The following is a 17,018-nucleotide window of genomic DNA, read 5'->3' as shown; positions in this document are numbered from 1 at the left end:
CGTATCTCCTGTCGTCCTTCTCCCGCCCGGAGAAGGAGGCGGCAGCCGGATGAACGGCTGCCGTTCAAGGCTCAGTTCTTTCCGATGCGCTCCTGCGCCTTCATCGCCGCGATCTCGCGGAAGGCATTGGTCAGCACATCCACCGACTGCGCCCCCATCACCGCGTATTTGTTGTCGATGATGAAGCAGGGAACGCCGGTAACGCCCATGTCGCGGGCCATGCCGATCTCTTCCTTGACCGAATCGACATCGGCGCCGGCGGAAAACAGCGCGCTGACGACCGCCCGGTCCATACCGGCGGTTTCGGCGACGTCGAGCAGAACGGCGCGGTCGCCGACATTGCGGCCTTCCTCGAAATAGGCCTTGAAGAGGGCGAGCGCGACGCGGCTCTGCACCTGCGGCCCCTCGATCATCGCCCAGCGCAGCAGACGATGGGCATCGAGCGTGTTCGGGCTGATCTTCACCGCCGGGAAATCGAAGGCGATGCCGTCCTGCTGGCCGAGACCGGTCAAGGTGTCGTGGGCGCGGTTGACGGCCTCGGCGCCGCCGAGCTTTTCGGCAAGGTGCTTCTTGTGGTCGACGCCTTCGGCGGGCATGTCGGGATTGAGCTGGTAGGGTCGGAACGTCACCGAGACGGCGAGTTCGTCCTTCACGTTGTCGATCGCCTGTTCGAGGCGCTGGCGGCCGAGATAGCACCAGGGGCAGACGACATCCGAGACGACATCGATCGAAATGGCTTCCATCCGGTTTTCCTTTCACGCTGCCGGCATCTGCCGGCGCTCGCGCAACACCTGAAATGAAAATCGTTACAGGACATTGCGCGGCAAGTTCGAAGTTACCGCCGAGATAGGCCGGCCCGCCGCCGCTTTCAACAGGTTACCTCGATGTAACCCCAATTCTGGGGATGCCCCTTGTCATTGCGCCCGCGCATCCCACCAGGTCGGAAACTGGAATCCGTAGAGCGGAACCGTCTCCGGCCGGGCGATATGTTTGGAATGGGCCACCCATTGCTGACCGAGATGGTAGAGCGGCACGACATAATAGCCGGAAAGCAGCATCCTGTCGTGCAGGCGCACGGCCGAGCGGAAGTCCTCCGCCGTGCGCGCCCTCAGCATGGCGTCGATGATGCGATCGACATCGGGATCGGCAACGCCCGCAAAGTTCGAGCTGCCCTGCCGCTCGCGCGAAATCGAGCCCCAATAGCTGATCTGGTCGATGCCCGGCGAGAGCGAGGAGGGGAAGGCCTTGATGATGATGTCGTAGTCGAAGGTCTGGCTGCGGCTCTGGTACTGCGAATCATCGACCGTCCGGATGCCGGCACGCACGCCGAGCGCGGCAAGGAACCGCTGGTAGGCGAGCGCCAGTTTCTCCTGGTCGGCATTCTGCGTCATGATCTCGAAGACGAGCGGCTTTCCGCCAGCATCCACCATGCGGCCGTCCTTGATGGCGTAGCCGGCCTTCTCGAAGTAATCCATCGCCTCGCGCAGCACCTTGCGGTCGCGGCCGGAACCGTCGGTCCTGGGAAGGCGATGCGTGCCGGCGAGGATATCCGGCTCGATCCGCGCCAGCGCCGGGCCGGCGATCTCGCGTTCGCGCGCATCGGCCGGCGCGGCCATGGAACTGAGGTCGGAGTTCTGCCAGTAGCTTTCCGTGCGCTTGTAGGCGTTCTCGAAGAGGCTGCGGTTTACCCATTCGAAATCGAAGACCAGCGTCAGCGCCTTGCGCAGGTCCTGGTTCTGGAAGACCGGGCGGCGGGTGTTGAAGACGAAGCCGAGCATGCCGGAGGGTGTCTTCGGCGCGATGCTATCCTTGACGACGGCGCCCGACAGCGCATTTGGGAAATCGTAGCCGCGTGCCCATTTCGTCGGATTGCCTTCCTGATAGAGGTCGATCTCGCCCTTCTTGAAGGCCTCGAACAGCGTGTTCTCCTGCAGGAAATACTCGACGGAGATCTCGTCGTAATTGTCGAAGCCGATCTTGGAAGGAATGTCCTTGCCCCAATAGTCCGGGTCACGGACATAGACGATCTCCTCGCCGGGCTTGACCTCCTTGACCCTGTAGGGACCGGAGCCGAGCGGCGGGGCGAGCGACGTGCGGTCGAAGGTCTCGACGTCGATGGCGTGTTTCGGCAGGATCGGAGAGAGGGCGAGCAGCAGCGGCAGTTCGCGGTCCGCCTTGTCGTTGAAGGTGAAGCGGACGCTGTGTTCGCCCAGCTTTTCCAGTTTGCCGACGCCTTCCAGGCGCCGGTTGAAGGGCGTGCGGCCCTTGTCGCGCAGAAGCTCGAAGGTGAAGATCACGTCCTCGGGCGTCACCGGCTTGCCGTCCGCCCAATGCGCTTTCGGATTGAGGTTGAACTGCACGAAGGTGCGGTCCTCGTCCCATTCCACCGTTTCGGCGAGCAGGCCATACATGGTGAAGGCCTCGTCGCGCGAGCGCTGCATCATCGATTCGTAGACAAGATTGCCGAATTCCGGATCCCAGACGCCGCGCGCCGTCGTGCGCATGCTCTTCAGGATGAAGGGATTGAGATTGTCGAAGGTTCCGACGACGCCATAAGCGATGCGCCCGCCCTTCTTCACGTCCGGATTGACGTAGCTGAAATGCTTGTAATCCGGCGGCAGGGCCGGCTCGCCGTGCATCGCGATGCCGTGCAGCGGCGCGGCGCGCCCGGGCAGGGCGGAAAGGGCGAGCAGTGAGACGGCAAAGGCCATCGGGAAGGCGCGCAAGGGTGTCTCCTTGTCTGGGCCGGAGTCTGGTCCGGAATGATTCTTGTCCATTATAGCCGCCCGAATGGGGACAGTACCGTGGCGGGGCGGAAATAGAAGGCGCGCAGGATTTTCGCAAGGAAAGGCTGGATATCCGGCGCGGCCCATTGTAACAGGTTACGCCGAAGCGGGTCATGCAAATGCCTCAATTCGCCGACAGGAGAGCGCACGGCTGACCACAACGCCCGCGAGGGGCTTTAGGAGGGGCGGCGTCGCTCCGGCACCGGATTTTCAGGAGACCGAACTCGTTATGATCTTCACATCGAATCTCATCAAGCGGACCGTGCTTTCCGCCTTTGCTGCTACCGTCGCCCTGGCGGCCGCACCGTCGGCTTCGCTGGCACAGCAGCAGGCCGCTCCGCCGAAGGGCTGGTTCAAGGTCTGCACCAAGCAGGAAGACAACGACGTCTGCATCGTGCAGAACCTGCTGACGGCCAATAGCGGCCAGCTCATCACGGCCGTTGGCCTCATCACGGTATCCGGCAAGACGAACCGCAAGATCATGCAGATTTCGGTGCCGAGCGCGCGTCTCATCCCGGCCGGCGTCCAGATGCAGATCGACGGCGGCAAGGGTCAGAAGATCGACTACGCGATCTGCATGCCCGACAAGTGCGTCGCCGAAGTGCTGCTGAGCGACCAGATGATCGCAAGCCTGAAGAAGGGCGGCGAGGTGGTCTTCACCTCGATCAACTTCCAGCGCGCACCGAACCCGATCAAGATCTCGCTCGAAGGCTTCACCGGCGTGTTCGACGGCGAGCCGATCGAACAGTCGCAGCTCGAAGAGCGCCAGCGCCTGCTGCAGGAAGAAATGCAGAAGAAGGCCGAGGAAGCCCGCAAGAAGCTCGAAGACGCCCAGAAGGCAGCCAAGAGCCAGTAAGCGGCAACGCCCATGCAATCATGAAAAACCCGGCCATCGGCCGGGTTTTTTGTTGCGTCAAGGTCTGACAAGCCAGTGAAAGATGGCGGCCAGTGGAAGATGGCGATCAGTGGAAGATGCCGCTCTGTTCCTTCCAGCGATAATGGCCGTGGTCGGAGTCCATCAGCGCCCGGACCTGCGGATGGCGGATCGGCTGGCCGCTGTCATCGGGAATGAGGTTCTGTTCAGAGACATAGGCCACGTATTCCGTGTCCTCGTTCTCCGCGAAGAGGTGATAGAAGGGCTGATCCTTCGAGGGCCGTATTTCGGCCGGAATGGCGTTCCACCACTCTTCCGTATTGGCGAATTCGGGGTCGACATCGAAGATCACGCCGCGGAAGGGGAATATCCGGTGGCGGACCACGTCGCCGATGGCAAATTTTGCGTCACGCATCTTCATCGCGTACCTACCTTTCCGCTTATATTTGGGTAATTGCGTTGAAACATCAATAGTTCCCATCCGTCATCCGTTCTTCACACGAGGGGAGCGGCGCTTGCGCCACCAGGCGTTTCGGCGTACCTCGAAGATAGAGGTCTGGATGGGTCTGACAGCATGAACAATCAGTGGGGCAGGAGCGGCAACGGATCGGCAGCGGGCGGCGGCTCCGGTATCGGCGGCATCCTGTTCGCCTCCGTGGTGAGCCTCGCGCTCGGGGCGGCCGGCGGCTACGGCGCTTTCCGCATGATGGACGGGGCAACGCCCTCCGGCGAGATCGAGCAGCGCGACCAGCGCATCGCCGACCTTGCCAGGGAACTCGATGCCCGCGTCGCGCAGATCGAGGAAAGCACGCAGAAGGCGCAGACGCTGAGCGAGGAGAACGGCGCGCTGAAGCGCCAGGTGGAAACCCTCGGCAAGAACGCCGATACGTCCAAGGCTGCCGATACCTCCGAGGCGACGGTCGCGCTCGCCGAGAATGCCAAGCTGACGCAGGAGATCGTGCCGGGGCTGAAGAACGACCTCGAGCTCGCGCGGCAACGGGTCGCCGATGCCGAGGCACTGCAAAAACGCGCCGAAGACGCCAAGCGCGACCGGGATCGGCAGCTCTCGCTCAGCATGGATGAGATCGCACGGCTCAAAAAGACGCTCGAAGAGACCCGCAACCAACAGCAGACCACACGCAGTGCCGAGGCCGAACGTCTCGGCGCGGAAGCGGAAGATCTGCGCGCCCAGCTCAAGCAGGCGCAATCGGCCGCAGACACGCTGCGCAAGCAGGATGTGCCGGCCCTGCGCGCGGAAATCGCGCGCAGGGACCAGACGATTTCCGAACTCAACGCCCGGAATGCGGCACTTACAAAACGCATCGGCGCGCTGGAGACAGCCGCGCGCGCCGTGCAGCCGAGCCGTCCGGAGGAGGACGGCGGCGACAAGCCGGCGCTCGACAATGCCAGGCCCGCCGAAGGCCGCAGCCCGCGCAATGCCGCGCTGGTGGCCGAGGCGATGCGCGATACGCCCGGGCTCGACCGTCTGACGAGCGTGCAGCGCGACCAGCTGGAACGCACGCTGCTTTCCGGCGAATGCGTCACCAATGCGCTTGGCAATGTCTTCAAGCGCGTGCCGGTCCTGACGCTTCGCAACATGATGCGCGATCTCGACAGCGATTGCTGATTTGACCGCGGTCCGGCCGCCGGTTTTATTTTCGCACTTCCGGACGCCAACACGACAAGCGTTTGCCGGAAATGCCCTTGGGAAGGAGACCTCGATGAAGCGATCTGTTCTGGCGGCCGCACTCGGCCTTGCGCTTTCGGCCGGCGGCGCATCGGCCGAAGGGTTTGAGCGCAACATCATGACGGGCGGCCCGCAGGGCACCTATATCAAGATCGGCCGCGACATCGCCGCCCTCGGCGCCGACTGCGGCCTGAAGCTGAACGTCGTCGAAAGCGCCGGCTCGCTGGAAAACTTCGTCGGCGTGCGCAACCGGCGCAACACGCAGTTCGGCATCGTGCAGAGCGACGTGCTGGAATATCTGAAGACCTTCGAGGCGAACGACCCGGAGGTGCAGAAGGCCGTGAAGGGCGTGCGCATCATGTTCCCGCTCTACAACGAGGAAATCCATGTGCTGGCCCGCAAGGACATCGCCAGCATGAAGGACCTTGCCGGCAAGAAGATCGCCGTCGGCAAGAAGGACAGCGGCACCTTCCTCACCGCGACGCTCATCATGGACATCCTGCAGGTGAAGGCCGGCGAGCGCATGGACATCAACCCGGACGAGGCGCTGCCGAAGCTGCTGTCCGGCGAGATCGACGCCTTCTTCTACGTTGCCGGCGCGCCGGCCGCGCTCTTTACCGGCAACAGCATCGACAAGGCGAAATTCCACCTGGTGCCGATCACCGAGGCGCCGCTTCTGGCGACCTATACGCCCTCGCGCATCGACGCCGGCACCTATTCCTTCCAGGACCAGCCGGTGGATCTCATCGCGGTGAAGGCCGTGATGATGACCTATGACTACGATACCAAGCGCAACGCCTATCATCGCGACAGCTGCAAGACGGTGGCGGATTTTTCGAACCTCATCATCGGTGGGCTCGACAAGTTGAAGACCACCGGCCACCCCAAATGGAAGACCGTCGACCTCACGGCCTTGCCGCCCGGCTGGCAGGTCGGCGTCTGCGTCAAGGCCGGCATGGCGCTGGACTACAAGCCAAGCTGCAAGCCGGCGGCGGGCGCCGCGTCCGGGGCGAATGCCGACGATTCCAACGAGGAATACCTGAACCTGCTGAAGCAGCGGCTTCAGCAGTAGCGCGAGCTGCGCCAAACCGTTCAGACAATAAAAAACCCGGCCAGTGGCCGGGTTTTTCGTCTTCTGGACCCTCCCGCCCGAAGGCGGGAGGAAACCGGCCGATCAGGCCGAGTAGTACATGTCGAACTCGACCGGGTGCGGCGTCATTTCGAAGCGCATGACTTCCGCCATCTTCAGCTCGATGTAGGAATCGATCTGGTCGTCGTCGAACACGCCGCCGGCCGTCAGGTACTTGCGGTCCTTGTCGAGGTTCTCCAGCGCTTCGCGCAGCGAGCCGCAGACCGTCGGGATCTTCTTCAGTTCCTTCGGCGGCAGGTCGTAGAGATCCTTGTCCATGGCCTTGCCGGGATGGATCTTGTTCTTGATGCCGTCGAGGCCGGCCATCAGCATGGCGGCGAAGCCGAGATAGGGGTTGCCGAGCGGGTCGGGGAAGCGGATTTCGACGCGCTTGGACTTCGGACCCGTGCCGAACGGAATGCGGCAGGAGGCGGAGCGGTTGCGGGCCGAGTAGGCGAGCAGGACCGGCGCTTCATAACCCGGGACGAGACGCTTGTAGGAGTTCGTCGTCGGGTTGGTGAAGGCGTTGATCGACTTGGCATGCTTGATGATGCCGCCGATGAAGTAGAGGCAGCTTTCCGACAGGCCGGCATATTCGTCGCCGGCGAACTGGGGCTTCGAATCCTTCCAGATCGACAGGTGAACGTGCATGCCCGAGCCGTTGTCGCCGAAGATCGGCTTCGGCATGAAGGTGGCCGTCTTGCCGTAGGCATTGGCGACCTGGTGCACGACGTATTTGTAGATCTGCACCTTGTCGGCGCTGCGCACGAGCGTGTCGAACTTGACGCCGAGCTCGTGCTGGGCGGCAGCCACTTCGTGGTGCTGCTTTTCGACGGTGACGCCCATCTCGGTGAGCACCGTGAGCATTTCCGAACGCATGTCCTGGCACGAATCGACCGGCGGGACCGGGAAATAGCCGCCCTTGACGCGCGGACGATGGCCGAGGTTGCCGGTTTCATAATCGGTGTCGTCGTTGGACGGCAGTTCGGACGAATCCAGCTTGAAGCCCGTATTGTACGGGTCGGCCTTGTACTTGACGTCGTCGAAGACGAAGAATTCCGGCTCCGGGCCGGCATAGACGGTGTCGCCGATACCCGAGGCCTTGAGATAGGCTTCTGCCTTCTTGGCCGTTCCGCGCGGGTCGCGATTGTAGGCTTCGCCCGAGACCGGCTCGAGGATGTCGCACATGACGACGAGGGTCGACTGGGCGAAGAACGGATCGATGTGCACCGTCGCCGGATCGGGCATCAGGACCATGTCGGACTCGTTGATGGCCTTCCAGCCGCCGATCGAGGAGCCGTCGAACATGACGCCGTCGGCAAACATGTCTTCGTCGACGCAACCGACATCCATCGTGACGTGATGCAGCTTGCCGCGCGGGTCGGTAAAGCGCAAGTCGACGAACTTGACGTCGTTTTCCTTGATCTGCTTGAGGATTTCGTTGGCAGTCGTCATGTGTATTGGTCCCTGTGTGAAATGACGAGTAGAGCCTCGGCCGGACGGCCGGGCGGGATTAGATGGCGTCGACGCCGGTTTCACCGGTGCGGATGCGGATGACTTCCTCGACGTTGGAGACAAAGATCTTGCCATCGCCGATGCGGCCGGTCTGGGCCGCGTTGCGGATCGCCTCGATCACGGCTTCCGCGTTCTCGTCCGCCAGAACGACCTCGACCTTCACCTTGGGCAGGAAGTCGACGACGTATTCGGCGCCACGGTAAAGCTCCGTGTGCCCCTTCTGGCGTCCAAAGCCCTTCGCCTCGGTGACGGTGATACCCTGCAGGCCGACTTCCTGAAGAGCCTCCTTCACCTCATCGAGTTTGAAAGGCTTGATGATCGCTTCGATCTTTTTCATGAGAAAATGTCTCTCCGCTTCTCCCGTTTGCGCGGAACTGCGCCCGCTGGGAACTTTAATGCACGTGGCATGCCAACTTGAAAGCAGAATGCGTGCCAGATGGAATAAATCCGCTTGCCGCACGATCCCGCTCGTCCTCACGGCGGCGATGATGCGGCTTTCCGGACAAAAGGGCTAGAGGCAACTGCCTAAAAATTATCTCTTTTTCCGTCACGCGCCGCATGCCTGCGCCGTCGCGCGCAGGGGTGGCGTCGAAAGCTGCAAATTTGAGCATATCGAATGGGCATATGCATAAAAAACAGGCTTGAGACTGGATGGGCCTCCGGGCTTGCCTCGGCCACCGCTTTACGGTCATGCTGGCGGCATGCACCACGAGATCGATACGCTGATCGCTACGCCCGAGGACATGGGCCGCATTGACCGCGCCGCCGCCGCATCGGGCCTTTCGAGCTACGGGCTGATGGAGCGGGCCGGGCACGCGGTTGCCGCCGCGGCGCTTCGCCTTTTTCCCGGCGCGCTGCGCTTTGCCGTGCTCTGCGGCCCCGGCAACAATGGCGGCGATGGCTATGTCGCTGCCCGTGCCCTGCAGGAGGCCGGCGCCGATATTGCCGTCTACACGCTCGGCGATGCCGCGGCCTTGACGGGCGACGCCGCGACGGCCTTCGCCGCCTTTGCGGGCGCAACGAGACCGCTGGCCGATTATGTTCCGCGAGCCGGCGATGTCGTTGTCGACGCGCTGTTTGGTGCGGGCCTGTCGCGCGACGTGCCGGAGACGGTGGCGCGGCTCATCGCGGCCGTCGGCCAGACTGTCCTGCCCGTCCTTGCGGTCGATCTGCCGTCCGGCATCGACGGGCGCACGGGGCAGGTGCGCGGCGCGGCCTTCGAGGCGGTGGCGACGGTCACCTTCCAGTGCCGCAAGCCCGGTCATCTGCTCCTGCCGGGACGGGCGATGGCAGGGACGGTGGAGGTTTTCGATATCGGCATTCCCGCGCGCATCCTCGCGCGCCATGCCGGCCACATGCGGATCAACCGTCCGGCGGTCTGGCGCCTGGCGCTGCCGGTGCAGACGGGGGTGACGCACAAATATGTGCGCGGCCATCTTGCCGTCTTTTCCGGCCCGGCGACGGCCACCGGCGCGGCCCGGCTCTCCGCCCTGGCAGGCCTGCATGCGGGGGCAGGGCTCGTCACGTTGCTGTCGCCCGGCGAGGCCCTTTCCGCCAACGCGGCGCATCTTACCGGCGTGATGCTGAAATCCCTCGATAGCGAAGCGGATCTTGCCGCCCTCATCGAAGACGCACGGCTGAAAACCTTCGTGCTCGGCCCTGGCTTCGGCGATGCCGGCAAGGCGCGCCGCTATGTCCGCCAGCTCGCCGAAAGCGGCCGCAGCCTCGTGCTCGATGCCGATGGCATCAGCGCCTTCCGCGACGCGCCGGACGACCTTTTCGCCCTCTTTGCCGGTGGAAATCCACGCCTGGTGCTGACGCCCCATGACGGGGAATTCGCCCGGCTGTTCCCCGATCTTGCCGCCGACAGGAGCCTCTCGAAAATCGAGCGTGCGCAACGTGCGGCCGCGCGCAGCAATGCCGTGCTTGTTCTCAAAGGGGCGGATACGGTTATCGCCGCGCCGGACGGGCGCGCGCTCGTCAACGAAAACGCGCCGCCCTGGCTTGCGACAGCCGGCTCCGGCGATGTGCTCGCCGGCATCGTCGGCGCGCATCTTGCCCAGGGCATGCCCGCCTTCGAAGCGGCCGCTAGCGCCGTATGGCGCCACGGCGCGGCGGGCCACAAAGCGGGCGAAGGGTTGATTGCGGAAGATCTGCCGGAGGCGATCCCGCCATGGCCATAGGAGGTTCGTCGATGGAAAGCAGCGTCAGGGCCTTCTTCGAGCGGTATGAGAGGCTTTTCAACCAGTCGCTCGGTGGAGACGCTGACATGGAGGACGTCGCGGCCCTCTATGCGACGGACTTCATTGCGGCCTCGCCCGCCGGCGTGGCGGCCGGGAAGAACGACGGGCATTTCAGAGAGGCCATGACTGAAGGCTATGCGCGTTACCGGGACATCGGGACAAAGGAAATGCGCATCCGCGATATCCGCCTTTCTCCGATAGACGACCGCCATTGCCTGGCGCATGTCGCATGGACCGCGCTCTACACGCGTGCGGACCAGCCGGATATCGCCATCGATTTCGACGTTCACTACCTTGTCCAGATGCTGGACGGCCAGCCAAAGGTGTTTGGCTGGGTCTCCGGCGACGAGCAGGCGCTGCTGAAGGCGCATGGCGTCATCTGACGCCGACGCTCCTTCTCATCCCACGCGCGTCTGAAGCGCCCGCGCGCCGTTCGGCGCATTCACCTTGCCCGAGGTGATGAAGAAGGCGAAGACATCGCGGGGCTTTTTCGCCGGCCTGGTGTCGGGGTCGATCTTCGGCAGATCCGAGGGCTCGCCGCCGCCGGCCCAATCCTTCAGACGCGCCGCCCATTCGTCGAGCGCCTTTTCCGGATAGCAGGTCTTGATGTCGTCCGAGCCCTTCTGCAGGCGGGCATAGACGAAGTCCGCCGTCACGTCGGCAATCTCCGGATAGTCCTCGTGCTGCGCATAGACGATGGCGGCATTGTATTTGCGGGCGAGGGCGGCGAATTCCGGTGTCATGAAGGTGTCGTTGCGCACTTCGAGTGCGTGTTTCAGCGACAGGCCATCGAGCTTTTCCGGCAGCAGCTTCAGGAAGCCCTCGAAATCGTCGGGCTCGAATTTCTTCGTCGGCGGAAACTGCCAGAGGATCGGGCCGAGATGCGCGCCGAGTTCGGTGAGGCCCTGCGTCAGGAACTTCTCGACGGATTCCCCGCCATCGGCGAGCACCTTGCGGTTCGTCGTGAAGCGGCTGGCCTTCAGGGAGAAGATGAAACCGTCAGGCACTTCGGAGGCCCATTTGGCGAAGGTCTCGGGCTTCTGCGACCCGTAATAGGTGCCGTTGACCTCGATGGCCGTAAGCTCGCGGCTGGCGAATTCGAGCTGGCGCTTCTTCGGCAGCTTCTCGGGATAGAAGGTGCCTTCCCACGGATCGAAGGTCCAGCCGCCGATGCCGGTTCTGATGGTGCCCGATGTGCTCACTGCATGATCCTCCATTTTCGCAATAATTGCGTCGACCGTAGCCGACCGTCCGTCATTCCGGACCTGCGGGGGCAAGGAATAGGGTGTCGCCCCTTCTCCAAACCCGTGAACTGCTGAGGCTTCCATGTCGAATTCTTCGGCTTGAAGCCGATAGATTTTAGCATCGTGCGAAGCAGTCGCCACGTCACCGATGCGTAACGCCTGGCGAACGCGATCGAGCCTACGAACCTGCTCCATGTTCAAGGTCGGCCCCCAGTGAACATCAGCATCCTCAAGCTGAATTTCAACTTCGGCCAAGCGGTCACCCTCACGGATGAACTGAACTGTTGTTCTTGTCATATCCGCCTCTTCGTGAACGAAGGATCCCACTTTCTGAGATCGGGTCTATAGGCCGTTACCAAAACGGCCGGTTCCTTTTCACCCGCGGGTATTCCCCAAACCAAGTGCACCGGTTCGCCAGTCTCGTCTCTTTGAAGCACAAGGATAGCAGGACCTTTGTGATAGTCTGGATAATCCTCCACGAGCGTCGCCTTCGATAGATTAGTGACCAAGGGCTCAATCAAAAGACCGTCGTTTATCAATTCCTGTACAGCATGGAGCGAAACGCGCACCTTACCGACCGCAACTAGATAGACGACGTCCCGAAACGTATTGCTCACATTTATTCCGCCGCCACGCGCTTCATCGGCCGCCGTTCCAGCAGCTCCTTGAGGAACTGGCCGGTATAGGAGCGTTCGACCTTGACGACGTCCTCGGGCGTGCCCTCGGCGATCACTTCGCCGCCGCCATCGCCGCCCTCGGGGCCGAAGTCGATGATCCAGTCGGCCGTCTTGATGACCTCGAGATTGTGCTCGATGACGACCACCGAATTGCCCTGGTTGACCAGTTCGTGCAGCACTTCGAGAAGCTTTGCGACGTCGTGGAAGTGAAGGCCGGTCGTCGGCTCGTCGAGGATGTAGAGCGTGCGGCCGGTGGAGCGCTTCGACAGCTCCTTGGCAAGCTTGACGCGCTGCGCCTCGCCGCCCGACAGCGTGTTCGCCTGCTGGCCGACCTTGATATAGCCGAGACCGACCTGGTTCAGCGTCACCAGCTTGTCGCGCACGGCCGGAACGGCGGCGAAGAAGTCGACGCCTTCCTCGACGGTCATGTCCAGGACGTCGGCGATCGACTTGCCCTTGAAGGTGACGTCGAGCGTTTCGCGGTTGTAGCGCTTGCCGTGGCAGACGTCGCAGGTGACGTAGACATCGGGCAGGAAGTGCATTTCGATCTTGATGACGCCGTCGCCCTGGCAGGCCTCGCAGCGTCCGCCCTTGACGTTGAAGGAGAAGCGGCCCGGCTGGTAGCCGCGCGCCTTCGCTTCGGGAAGGCCCGCGAACCAGTCGCGGATCGGCGTGAAGGCGCCGGTATAGGTCGCCGGGTTGGAGCGCGGCGTGCGACCGATCGGCGACTGGTCGATGTCGATGACCTTGTCGATATATTCGAAGCCGTCGATGCGCTCGTGTTCGGCCGGGATTTCGCGCGCGCCCATGATGCGGCGGGCGGCGGACTTGTAGAGCGTCTCGATCAGGAAGGTCGACTTGCCGCCGCCGGACACGCCCGTCACGGCCGTGAAGACGCCGAGCGGAATGGAGGCGGTGACGTTCTTCAGGTTGTTGGCCTTGGCGCCGACGACCTTGATTTCCTTTTTCTTCTTCGGCTTGCGGCGCTCGCCGGGCACGGCGACCGCGAGTTCGCCCGAAAGATACTTGCCCGTCAGCGAGGCCGGATTGGCGATGACCTCCTCGGGCGACCCCTGGGCGATGACCTCGCCGCCATGGATGCCGGCGGCGGGGCCGATATCGACCACATAGTCCGCCGTCAGGATGGCGTCCTCGTCATGCTCGACGACGATGACCGTGTTGCCGATGTCGCGCAGGTGCCGGAGCGTGTCGAGCAGGCGCGCATTGTCGCGCTGGTGCAGGCCGATGGAGGGCTCGTCCAGCACGTAGAGCACGCCCGTCAAGCCCGAGCCGATCTGCGAGGCGAGGCGGATGCGCTGGCTTTCGCCGCCCGACAGCGTGCCGGAATTGCGCGAGAGCGAGAGATATTCGAGGCCGACGTCGTTGAGGAAGCGCAGGCGCTCGCGGATCTCCTTCAGGATGCGGACGGCGATCTCGTTCTGCTTGCTGTTGAAATGCTCCGGCAGCGCCTCGAACCAGTCGCGCGCGACGCGGATCGACATGGCCGTCGCCTCGCCGATATGCAGCTTGTTGATCTTCACCGCCAGCGCCTCGGGCTTCAGGCGGTAGCCGGCGCAGGCCGGGCAGGGCGCGGCGGACATGTAGCGCTCGATTTCCTCGCGCGACCAGGCCGAGTCCGTTTCCTTCCAGCGGCGCTCGAGGTTCGGCACGATGCCCTCGAAGGTCTTCACCGTCTTGTAGGAGCGCGCGCCGTCCTTGTAGTTGAACTCGATCTTCTCGTCCGTGCCATGCAGGATCGCCTTCTGCGCCTCCGCCGACAGTTCCGACCAGCGGTTGGAGAGCTTGAAGCCATAGGCGGCGCCCAGTGCTTCCAGCGTCTGGGTGTAGTAGGGCGACGAGGATTTGGCCCAGGGCGCGATGGCGCCGTCGCGCAGCGTGCGCTCGTTTTCCGGCACGATGAGATCAGGGTCGATCTTCTGCTGGCTGCCGAGGCCGTCGCAGGTCGGGCAGGCGCCGAAGGGGTTGTTGAACGAGAACAGCCGCGGCTCGATTTCCGGAATGGTGAAACCGGAAACCGGGCAGGCGAATTTTTCCGAGAACATCACGCGCTCGTGCGTCTCGTTCAGCGACTTGTTGGCCGAGCCGCCGGCGGCGGTTTCCTCGATCGGCAGCGGCTTGTCGGCGAATTCCGCGATGGCGAGGCCATCGGCGAGCTTCAGGCAGGTCTCGATGCTGTCGGCGAGGCGCGAGGCAAGGTCGGCGCGCACGACGACGCGGTCGACCACCACGTCGATGTCGTGCTTGTATTTCTTGTCGAGCGCCGGAACGTCGGCGATCTCGTAGAACTGGCCGTCGACCTTGACGCGCTGGAAGCCCTTCTTCATCAGCTCGGCGAGTTCCTTCTTGTACTCCCCCTTGCGGCCGCGCACGACGGGCGCGAGGATATAGAGACGGGTGCCTTCGCCGAAATCCAGCACGCGGTCGACCATCTGGCTGACGGTCTGGCTTTCGATGGGCAGGCCCGTCGCCGGCGAATAGGGCACGCCGACGCGCGCGAAGAGCAGGCGCATGTAGTCGTAGATCTCGGTGACCGTGCCGACGGTCGAACGCGGGTTCTTCGAGGTCGTCTTCTGCTCGATGGAAATGGCCGGCGACAGGCCGTCGATCTGGTCGACGTCCGGCTTCTGCATCATTTCGAGGAACTGGCGGGCATAGGCCGACAGGCTCTCGACATAGCGGCGCTGGCCCTCGGCATAGATCGTGTCGAAGGCAAGCGACGACTTGCCCGATCCGGAAAGCCCGGTCATGACGATCAGCTTGTTGCGGGGCAGGTCGAGGTCGATGCCCTTGAGATTGTGTTCGCGCGCGCCGCGAATGGAAATGGTCTTGAGTTCGCTCATGGTGTCCAGCGTCAGAAATCGTTGCGCATTGCAAGTGGGATCGGCCCCTATGTAGGGATTAGGTGGAGCCTGTCCATGCGCGATGGGAAGATTCCGTGCCTGTTTCCGATTCGGTTGACAAGAGTGTAGGGAATTATTAGAACAAAAAAAGAACGAAAATTTACAATTGATCTGTGGATTACCACTTGCACGGGGCGGCGTCGGCGGTCGTCAGCCGATAAGATGACGCATTCGTGTAGTGAAATGATGTCGGGCGCCTTCGTCCGGCGCGACAACGGGAAGTACGGGTATGGCTGGAAGCGTCAACAAGGTGATCTTGATCGGCAATGTCGGGGCGGACCCGGAAATCCGGCGGACGCAGGACGGTCGGCCGATCGCCAACCTGCGCATCGCGACGTCCGAAACCTGGCGGGACCGCAACAGCGGCGAGCGCCGCGAAAAGACGGAATGGCACAATGTCGTCGTCTTCAGCGAGCCGCTCTGCAAGGTCATCGAGCAGTATGTGAAGAAGGGCGCCAAGCTCTATATCGAAGGCGCGCTGCAGACCCGCAAGTGGCAGGACCAGACGGGCAACGACCGCTATACGACGGAAGTCGTGCTGCAGGGCTTCAACTCGACGCTGACCATGCTCGACGGTCGCGGTGAAGGCGGCGGCGAGCGCCGCGGCGGCGGCGACTTCGGCGGCAGCAGCAATTACGGCGGCGGCGCACCGAGCTACGACGACTACGGCTCGCGTCCGTCTTCGGGCGGCGGCAGCAGCGGTGGCGGCAGCCGTTCGGGCGGCGGCGGCGGTGGTTCGCTCTCCCGCGACATGGACGACGACATCCCGTTCTGAGAAGACAACCCGTTCTGGAATGGACTGGTCGGGCCGGCGGATGCGCCGGCCTCTGCCTTGGCGCTTTCGACGGAGCAGCAATGCGGATAGAGGCGTGTCATGGCAGGTGAAGCGAAAACGACAGGCGAAAAGACGGCCGCAGATGTGTTGTTCCTGCGGCCGGGCGAGGGGCGGAATTATCCGCTTGGTCGCATGCAGGCGATCTTCAAGGCCGACCACGGCGAGACTGGCGAGGCCTACAGCGTTTCCGAATGGTGGCTGGAGCCCCGCACGAGCGGGCCGGGCGCCCATTCCCACGACGGCAATACCGAACTTTTCTATGTGCTTTCAGGCGTCGCCAGCATTCTTGCCGGCGCGGACTGGCTCGAGGCGCCGGCCGGCAGCTTCGTGCGCATTCCGCCCACGGTGATGCACGATTTCGAGAACCGCACGGACGAGCGCGTCGGTCTGCTCAACGTTTTCCTGCCCGGTGGTTTCGAGGAGAACATGCCGGCCATCGTGCAATGGTTTGCCGATCATCCCTGACCGCACCGCCAGCGACCGGGCCTGTGCTTGCAAAGCGTGTCCTACCTTCCTAGATCAACGGCCATGCATCAGGATCCGACACTGCCCGTCACGACGGACCGCCTTGTTCTGCGCCGTTTCTCCGACAGCGACTTTCCCCTCTTCGCCGCCTATCACAGCCGGAAGGATGTCTATCGCTATCTCTATGCCGCCCCGCCGCAGGGCGCGGCCTTGCGCCAGAAATTCGACAAGGCGCGGACGGCGCCCTTTGCCGAGGATGGCGACATTCTCAAGCTCGCCGTCGCGCGTCGGGACGACGACCGGCTGCTCGGCGAAGTGCTGCTGAAACTGGAGAGCCGGGCGGCACTGCAGGCCGAGGTCGGTTATGTCTTCGACCCGGAACAGGGCGGCAGGGGCTATGCCACGGAGGCCGTCGCTACGATGATCGACATCGGCTTTTCCGCCTTCGGCTTCCATCGCATCTTCGCGCGGCTCGACGCGCTGAACCGGGGTTCGGTCGGTGTCGTCGAACGGCTCGGGCTGCGCCGCGAGGCCCATCTGGTCGAAAACGACCGCTTCGACGGCACCTGGGGCGACGAGTACATCTATGCCGTGCTTGCCCGCGAATGGCGGGCGCGGCGGGGCTGAGTCCGCAGCAACCCT

16 protein-coding genes are annotated in these 17,018 nt (G+C 63.3%); 8 read left to right on the top strand and 8 right to left on the bottom strand.

The genetic code is table 11. The annotated features are described in order from the left end of the window. Positions 1 to 71: 71 nt before the first annotated feature. Together V8U06_RS16340 and V8U06_RS16335 are read right to left on the bottom strand one after the other, a co-directional pair. On the bottom strand, positions 72 to 743 hold the full coding sequence (locus V8U06_RS16340; RefSeq protein WP_427141543.1) for a DsbA family oxidoreductase: 672 nt from the start codon (positions 741 to 743) through the stop codon (positions 72 to 74). A 171-nt stretch (positions 744 to 914) separates the two neighbouring features. Continuing rightward, a complete protein-coding gene (locus V8U06_RS16335) occupies positions 915 to 2,711 on the bottom strand; it encodes an extracellular solute-binding protein (RefSeq protein ID WP_427141581.1) in 1,797 nt (598 codons plus the stop codon). Between the two features lie 304 nt (positions 2,712 to 3,015). Here V8U06_RS16335 and V8U06_RS16330 point away from each other — a divergent pair, with 304 nt between their 5' ends. Then, positions 3,016 to 3,642: an invasion associated locus B family protein gene (locus V8U06_RS16330; protein WP_226919127.1), complete on the top strand. Its 627-nt coding sequence runs from the start codon at positions 3,016 to 3,018 to the stop codon at positions 3,640 to 3,642. A 106-nt stretch (positions 3,643 to 3,748) separates the two neighbouring features. Here the strand turns inward: V8U06_RS16330 and hspQ are convergent, their stop codons facing one another. After that, on the bottom strand, positions 3,749 to 4,081 hold the full coding sequence (gene hspQ, locus V8U06_RS16325; protein WP_226919128.1) for a heat shock protein HspQ: 333 nt from the start codon (positions 4,079 to 4,081) through the stop codon (positions 3,749 to 3,751). A 153-nt stretch (positions 4,082 to 4,234) separates the two neighbouring features. Between hspQ and V8U06_RS16320 the strand changes: the two genes are divergently transcribed. Together V8U06_RS16320 and V8U06_RS16315 are read left to right on the top strand one after the other, a co-directional pair. Beyond that, positions 4,235 to 5,287 carry a hypothetical protein gene (locus tag V8U06_RS16320; RefSeq protein ID WP_427141542.1) on the top strand — a complete coding sequence of 351 codons (1,053 nt, stop codon included), beginning with the start codon at positions 4,235 to 4,237 and terminating at the stop codon, positions 5,285 to 5,287. A gap of 94 nt (positions 5,288 to 5,381) precedes the next feature. Further along, entirely contained in the window at positions 5,382 to 6,419 is a 1,038-nt protein-coding gene (locus V8U06_RS16315; protein WP_226919130.1) for a TAXI family TRAP transporter solute-binding subunit, read from the top strand. Between the two features lie 102 nt (positions 6,420 to 6,521). On the opposite strand, the gene glnA is transcribed toward V8U06_RS16315, so the two are convergent. Together glnA and V8U06_RS16305 are read right to left on the bottom strand one after the other, a co-directional pair. Beyond that, positions 6,522 to 7,931, bottom strand: a complete 1,410-nt coding sequence (glnA, locus tag V8U06_RS16310) for a type I glutamate--ammonia ligase (RefSeq protein WP_427141541.1) — start codon at positions 7,929 to 7,931, stop codon at positions 6,522 to 6,524. 58 nt (positions 7,932 to 7,989) lie between these two features. Beyond that, positions 7,990 to 8,328, bottom strand: coding sequence for a P-II family nitrogen regulator (locus V8U06_RS16305; RefSeq protein ID WP_003515720.1), 339 nt, complete (start codon positions 8,326 to 8,328; stop codon positions 7,990 to 7,992). A 364-nt stretch (positions 8,329 to 8,692) separates the two neighbouring features. On the opposite strand from V8U06_RS16305, the gene V8U06_RS16300 reads away from it, so the two are divergent. Then, positions 8,693 to 10,174, top strand: a complete 1,482-nt coding sequence (locus tag V8U06_RS16300; protein ID WP_427141540.1) for an NAD(P)H-hydrate dehydratase — start codon at positions 8,693 to 8,695, stop codon at positions 10,172 to 10,174. Between the two features lie 11 nt (positions 10,175 to 10,185). Continuing rightward, positions 10,186 to 10,617, top strand: coding sequence for a nuclear transport factor 2 family protein (locus V8U06_RS16295; RefSeq protein WP_427141539.1), 432 nt, complete (start codon positions 10,186 to 10,188; stop codon positions 10,615 to 10,617). Positions 10,618 to 10,632: 15 nt separating this feature from the next. On the opposite strand, the gene V8U06_RS16290 is transcribed toward V8U06_RS16295, so the two are convergent. The 3 genes from V8U06_RS16290 to uvrA form a co-directional block, all read right to left on the bottom strand. Then, positions 10,633 to 11,436: a DUF72 domain-containing protein gene (locus V8U06_RS16290; RefSeq protein WP_427141538.1), complete on the bottom strand. Its 804-nt coding sequence runs from the start codon at positions 11,434 to 11,436 to the stop codon at positions 10,633 to 10,635. Positions 11,437 to 11,771: 335 nt separating this feature from the next. Next, positions 11,772 to 12,047 (bottom strand): DUF4258 domain-containing protein, encoded by a 276-nt coding sequence (locus V8U06_RS16285; protein WP_427141580.1) that lies wholly within the window; start codon positions 12,045 to 12,047, stop codon positions 11,772 to 11,774. Between the two features lie 50 nt (positions 12,048 to 12,097). Beyond that, the gene (gene uvrA, locus V8U06_RS16280; protein ID WP_427141537.1) at positions 12,098 to 15,016 is read right to left on the bottom strand and encodes an excinuclease ABC subunit UvrA; all 2,919 of its coding nucleotides are present in this window, start codon (positions 15,014 to 15,016) and stop codon (positions 12,098 to 12,100) included. Between the two features lie 289 nt (positions 15,017 to 15,305). Here uvrA and V8U06_RS16275 point away from each other — a divergent pair, with 289 nt between their 5' ends. The 3 genes from V8U06_RS16275 (at position 15,306) to V8U06_RS16265 (ending at position 17,003) form a co-directional block, all read left to right on the top strand. Next, positions 15,306 to 15,851 carry a single-stranded DNA-binding protein gene (locus V8U06_RS16275; protein ID WP_427141536.1) on the top strand — a complete coding sequence of 182 codons (546 nt, stop codon included), beginning with the start codon at positions 15,306 to 15,308 and terminating at the stop codon, positions 15,849 to 15,851. A gap of 99 nt (positions 15,852 to 15,950) precedes the next feature. Next, positions 15,951 to 16,376, top strand: a complete 426-nt coding sequence (locus V8U06_RS16270) for a cupin domain-containing protein (RefSeq protein WP_226919138.1) — start codon at positions 15,951 to 15,953, stop codon at positions 16,374 to 16,376. Between the two features lie 63 nt (positions 16,377 to 16,439). Continuing rightward, positions 16,440 to 17,003 carry a GNAT family N-acetyltransferase gene (locus V8U06_RS16265; RefSeq protein ID WP_427141535.1) on the top strand — a complete coding sequence of 188 codons (564 nt, stop codon included), beginning with the start codon at positions 16,440 to 16,442 and terminating at the stop codon, positions 17,001 to 17,003. Positions 17,004 to 17,018: the final 15 nt, after the last annotated feature.

It is taken from the genome of Shinella sp. G-2, assembly GCF_050172695.1.
GTDB lineage: Bacteria > Pseudomonadota > Alphaproteobacteria > Rhizobiales > Rhizobiaceae > Shinella.
Note: the sequence above shows the minus strand (reverse complement) of the source record. Positions and strands in the feature narration are given on the sequence as shown.

Bases quoted from the DNA above. Each gene is read 5' to 3' on its own strand.
- V8U06_RS16340 (WP_427141543.1), bottom strand. From the start codon at position 743: ATGGAAGCCATTTCGATCGATGTCGTCTCGGATGTCGTCTGCCCCTGG.
- V8U06_RS16335 (WP_427141581.1), bottom strand. From the start codon at position 2,711: ATGGCCTTTGCCGTCTCACTGCTCGCCCTTTCCGCCCTGCCCGGGCGC.
- V8U06_RS16330 (WP_226919127.1), top strand. From the start codon at position 3,016: ATGATCTTCACATCGAATCTCATCAAGCGGACCGTGCTTTCCGCCTTT.
- hspQ (WP_226919128.1), bottom strand. From the start codon at position 4,081: ATGAAGATGCGTGACGCAAAATTTGCCATCGGCGACGTGGTCCGCCAC.
- V8U06_RS16320 (WP_427141542.1), top strand. From the start codon at position 4,235: ATGAACAATCAGTGGGGCAGGAGCGGCAACGGATCGGCAGCGGGCGGC.
- V8U06_RS16315 (WP_226919130.1), top strand. From the start codon at position 5,382: ATGAAGCGATCTGTTCTGGCGGCCGCACTCGGCCTTGCGCTTTCGGCC.
- glnA (WP_427141541.1), bottom strand. From the start codon at position 7,931: ATGACGACTGCCAACGAAATCCTCAAGCAGATCAAGGAAAACGACGTC.
- V8U06_RS16305 (WP_003515720.1), bottom strand. From the start codon at position 8,328: ATGAAAAAGATCGAAGCGATCATCAAGCCTTTCAAACTCGATGAGGTG.
- V8U06_RS16300 (WP_427141540.1), top strand. From the start codon at position 8,693: ATGCACCACGAGATCGATACGCTGATCGCTACGCCCGAGGACATGGGC.
- V8U06_RS16295 (WP_427141539.1), top strand. From the start codon at position 10,186: ATGGAAAGCAGCGTCAGGGCCTTCTTCGAGCGGTATGAGAGGCTTTTC.
- uvrA (WP_427141537.1), bottom strand. From the start codon at position 15,016: ATGAGCGAACTCAAGACCATTTCCATTCGCGGCGCGCGCGAACACAAT.
- V8U06_RS16275 (WP_427141536.1), top strand. From the start codon at position 15,306: ATGGCTGGAAGCGTCAACAAGGTGATCTTGATCGGCAATGTCGGGGCG.
- V8U06_RS16270 (WP_226919138.1), top strand. From the start codon at position 15,951: ATGGCAGGTGAAGCGAAAACGACAGGCGAAAAGACGGCCGCAGATGTG.
- V8U06_RS16265 (WP_427141535.1), top strand. From the start codon at position 16,440: ATGCATCAGGATCCGACACTGCCCGTCACGACGGACCGCCTTGTTCTG.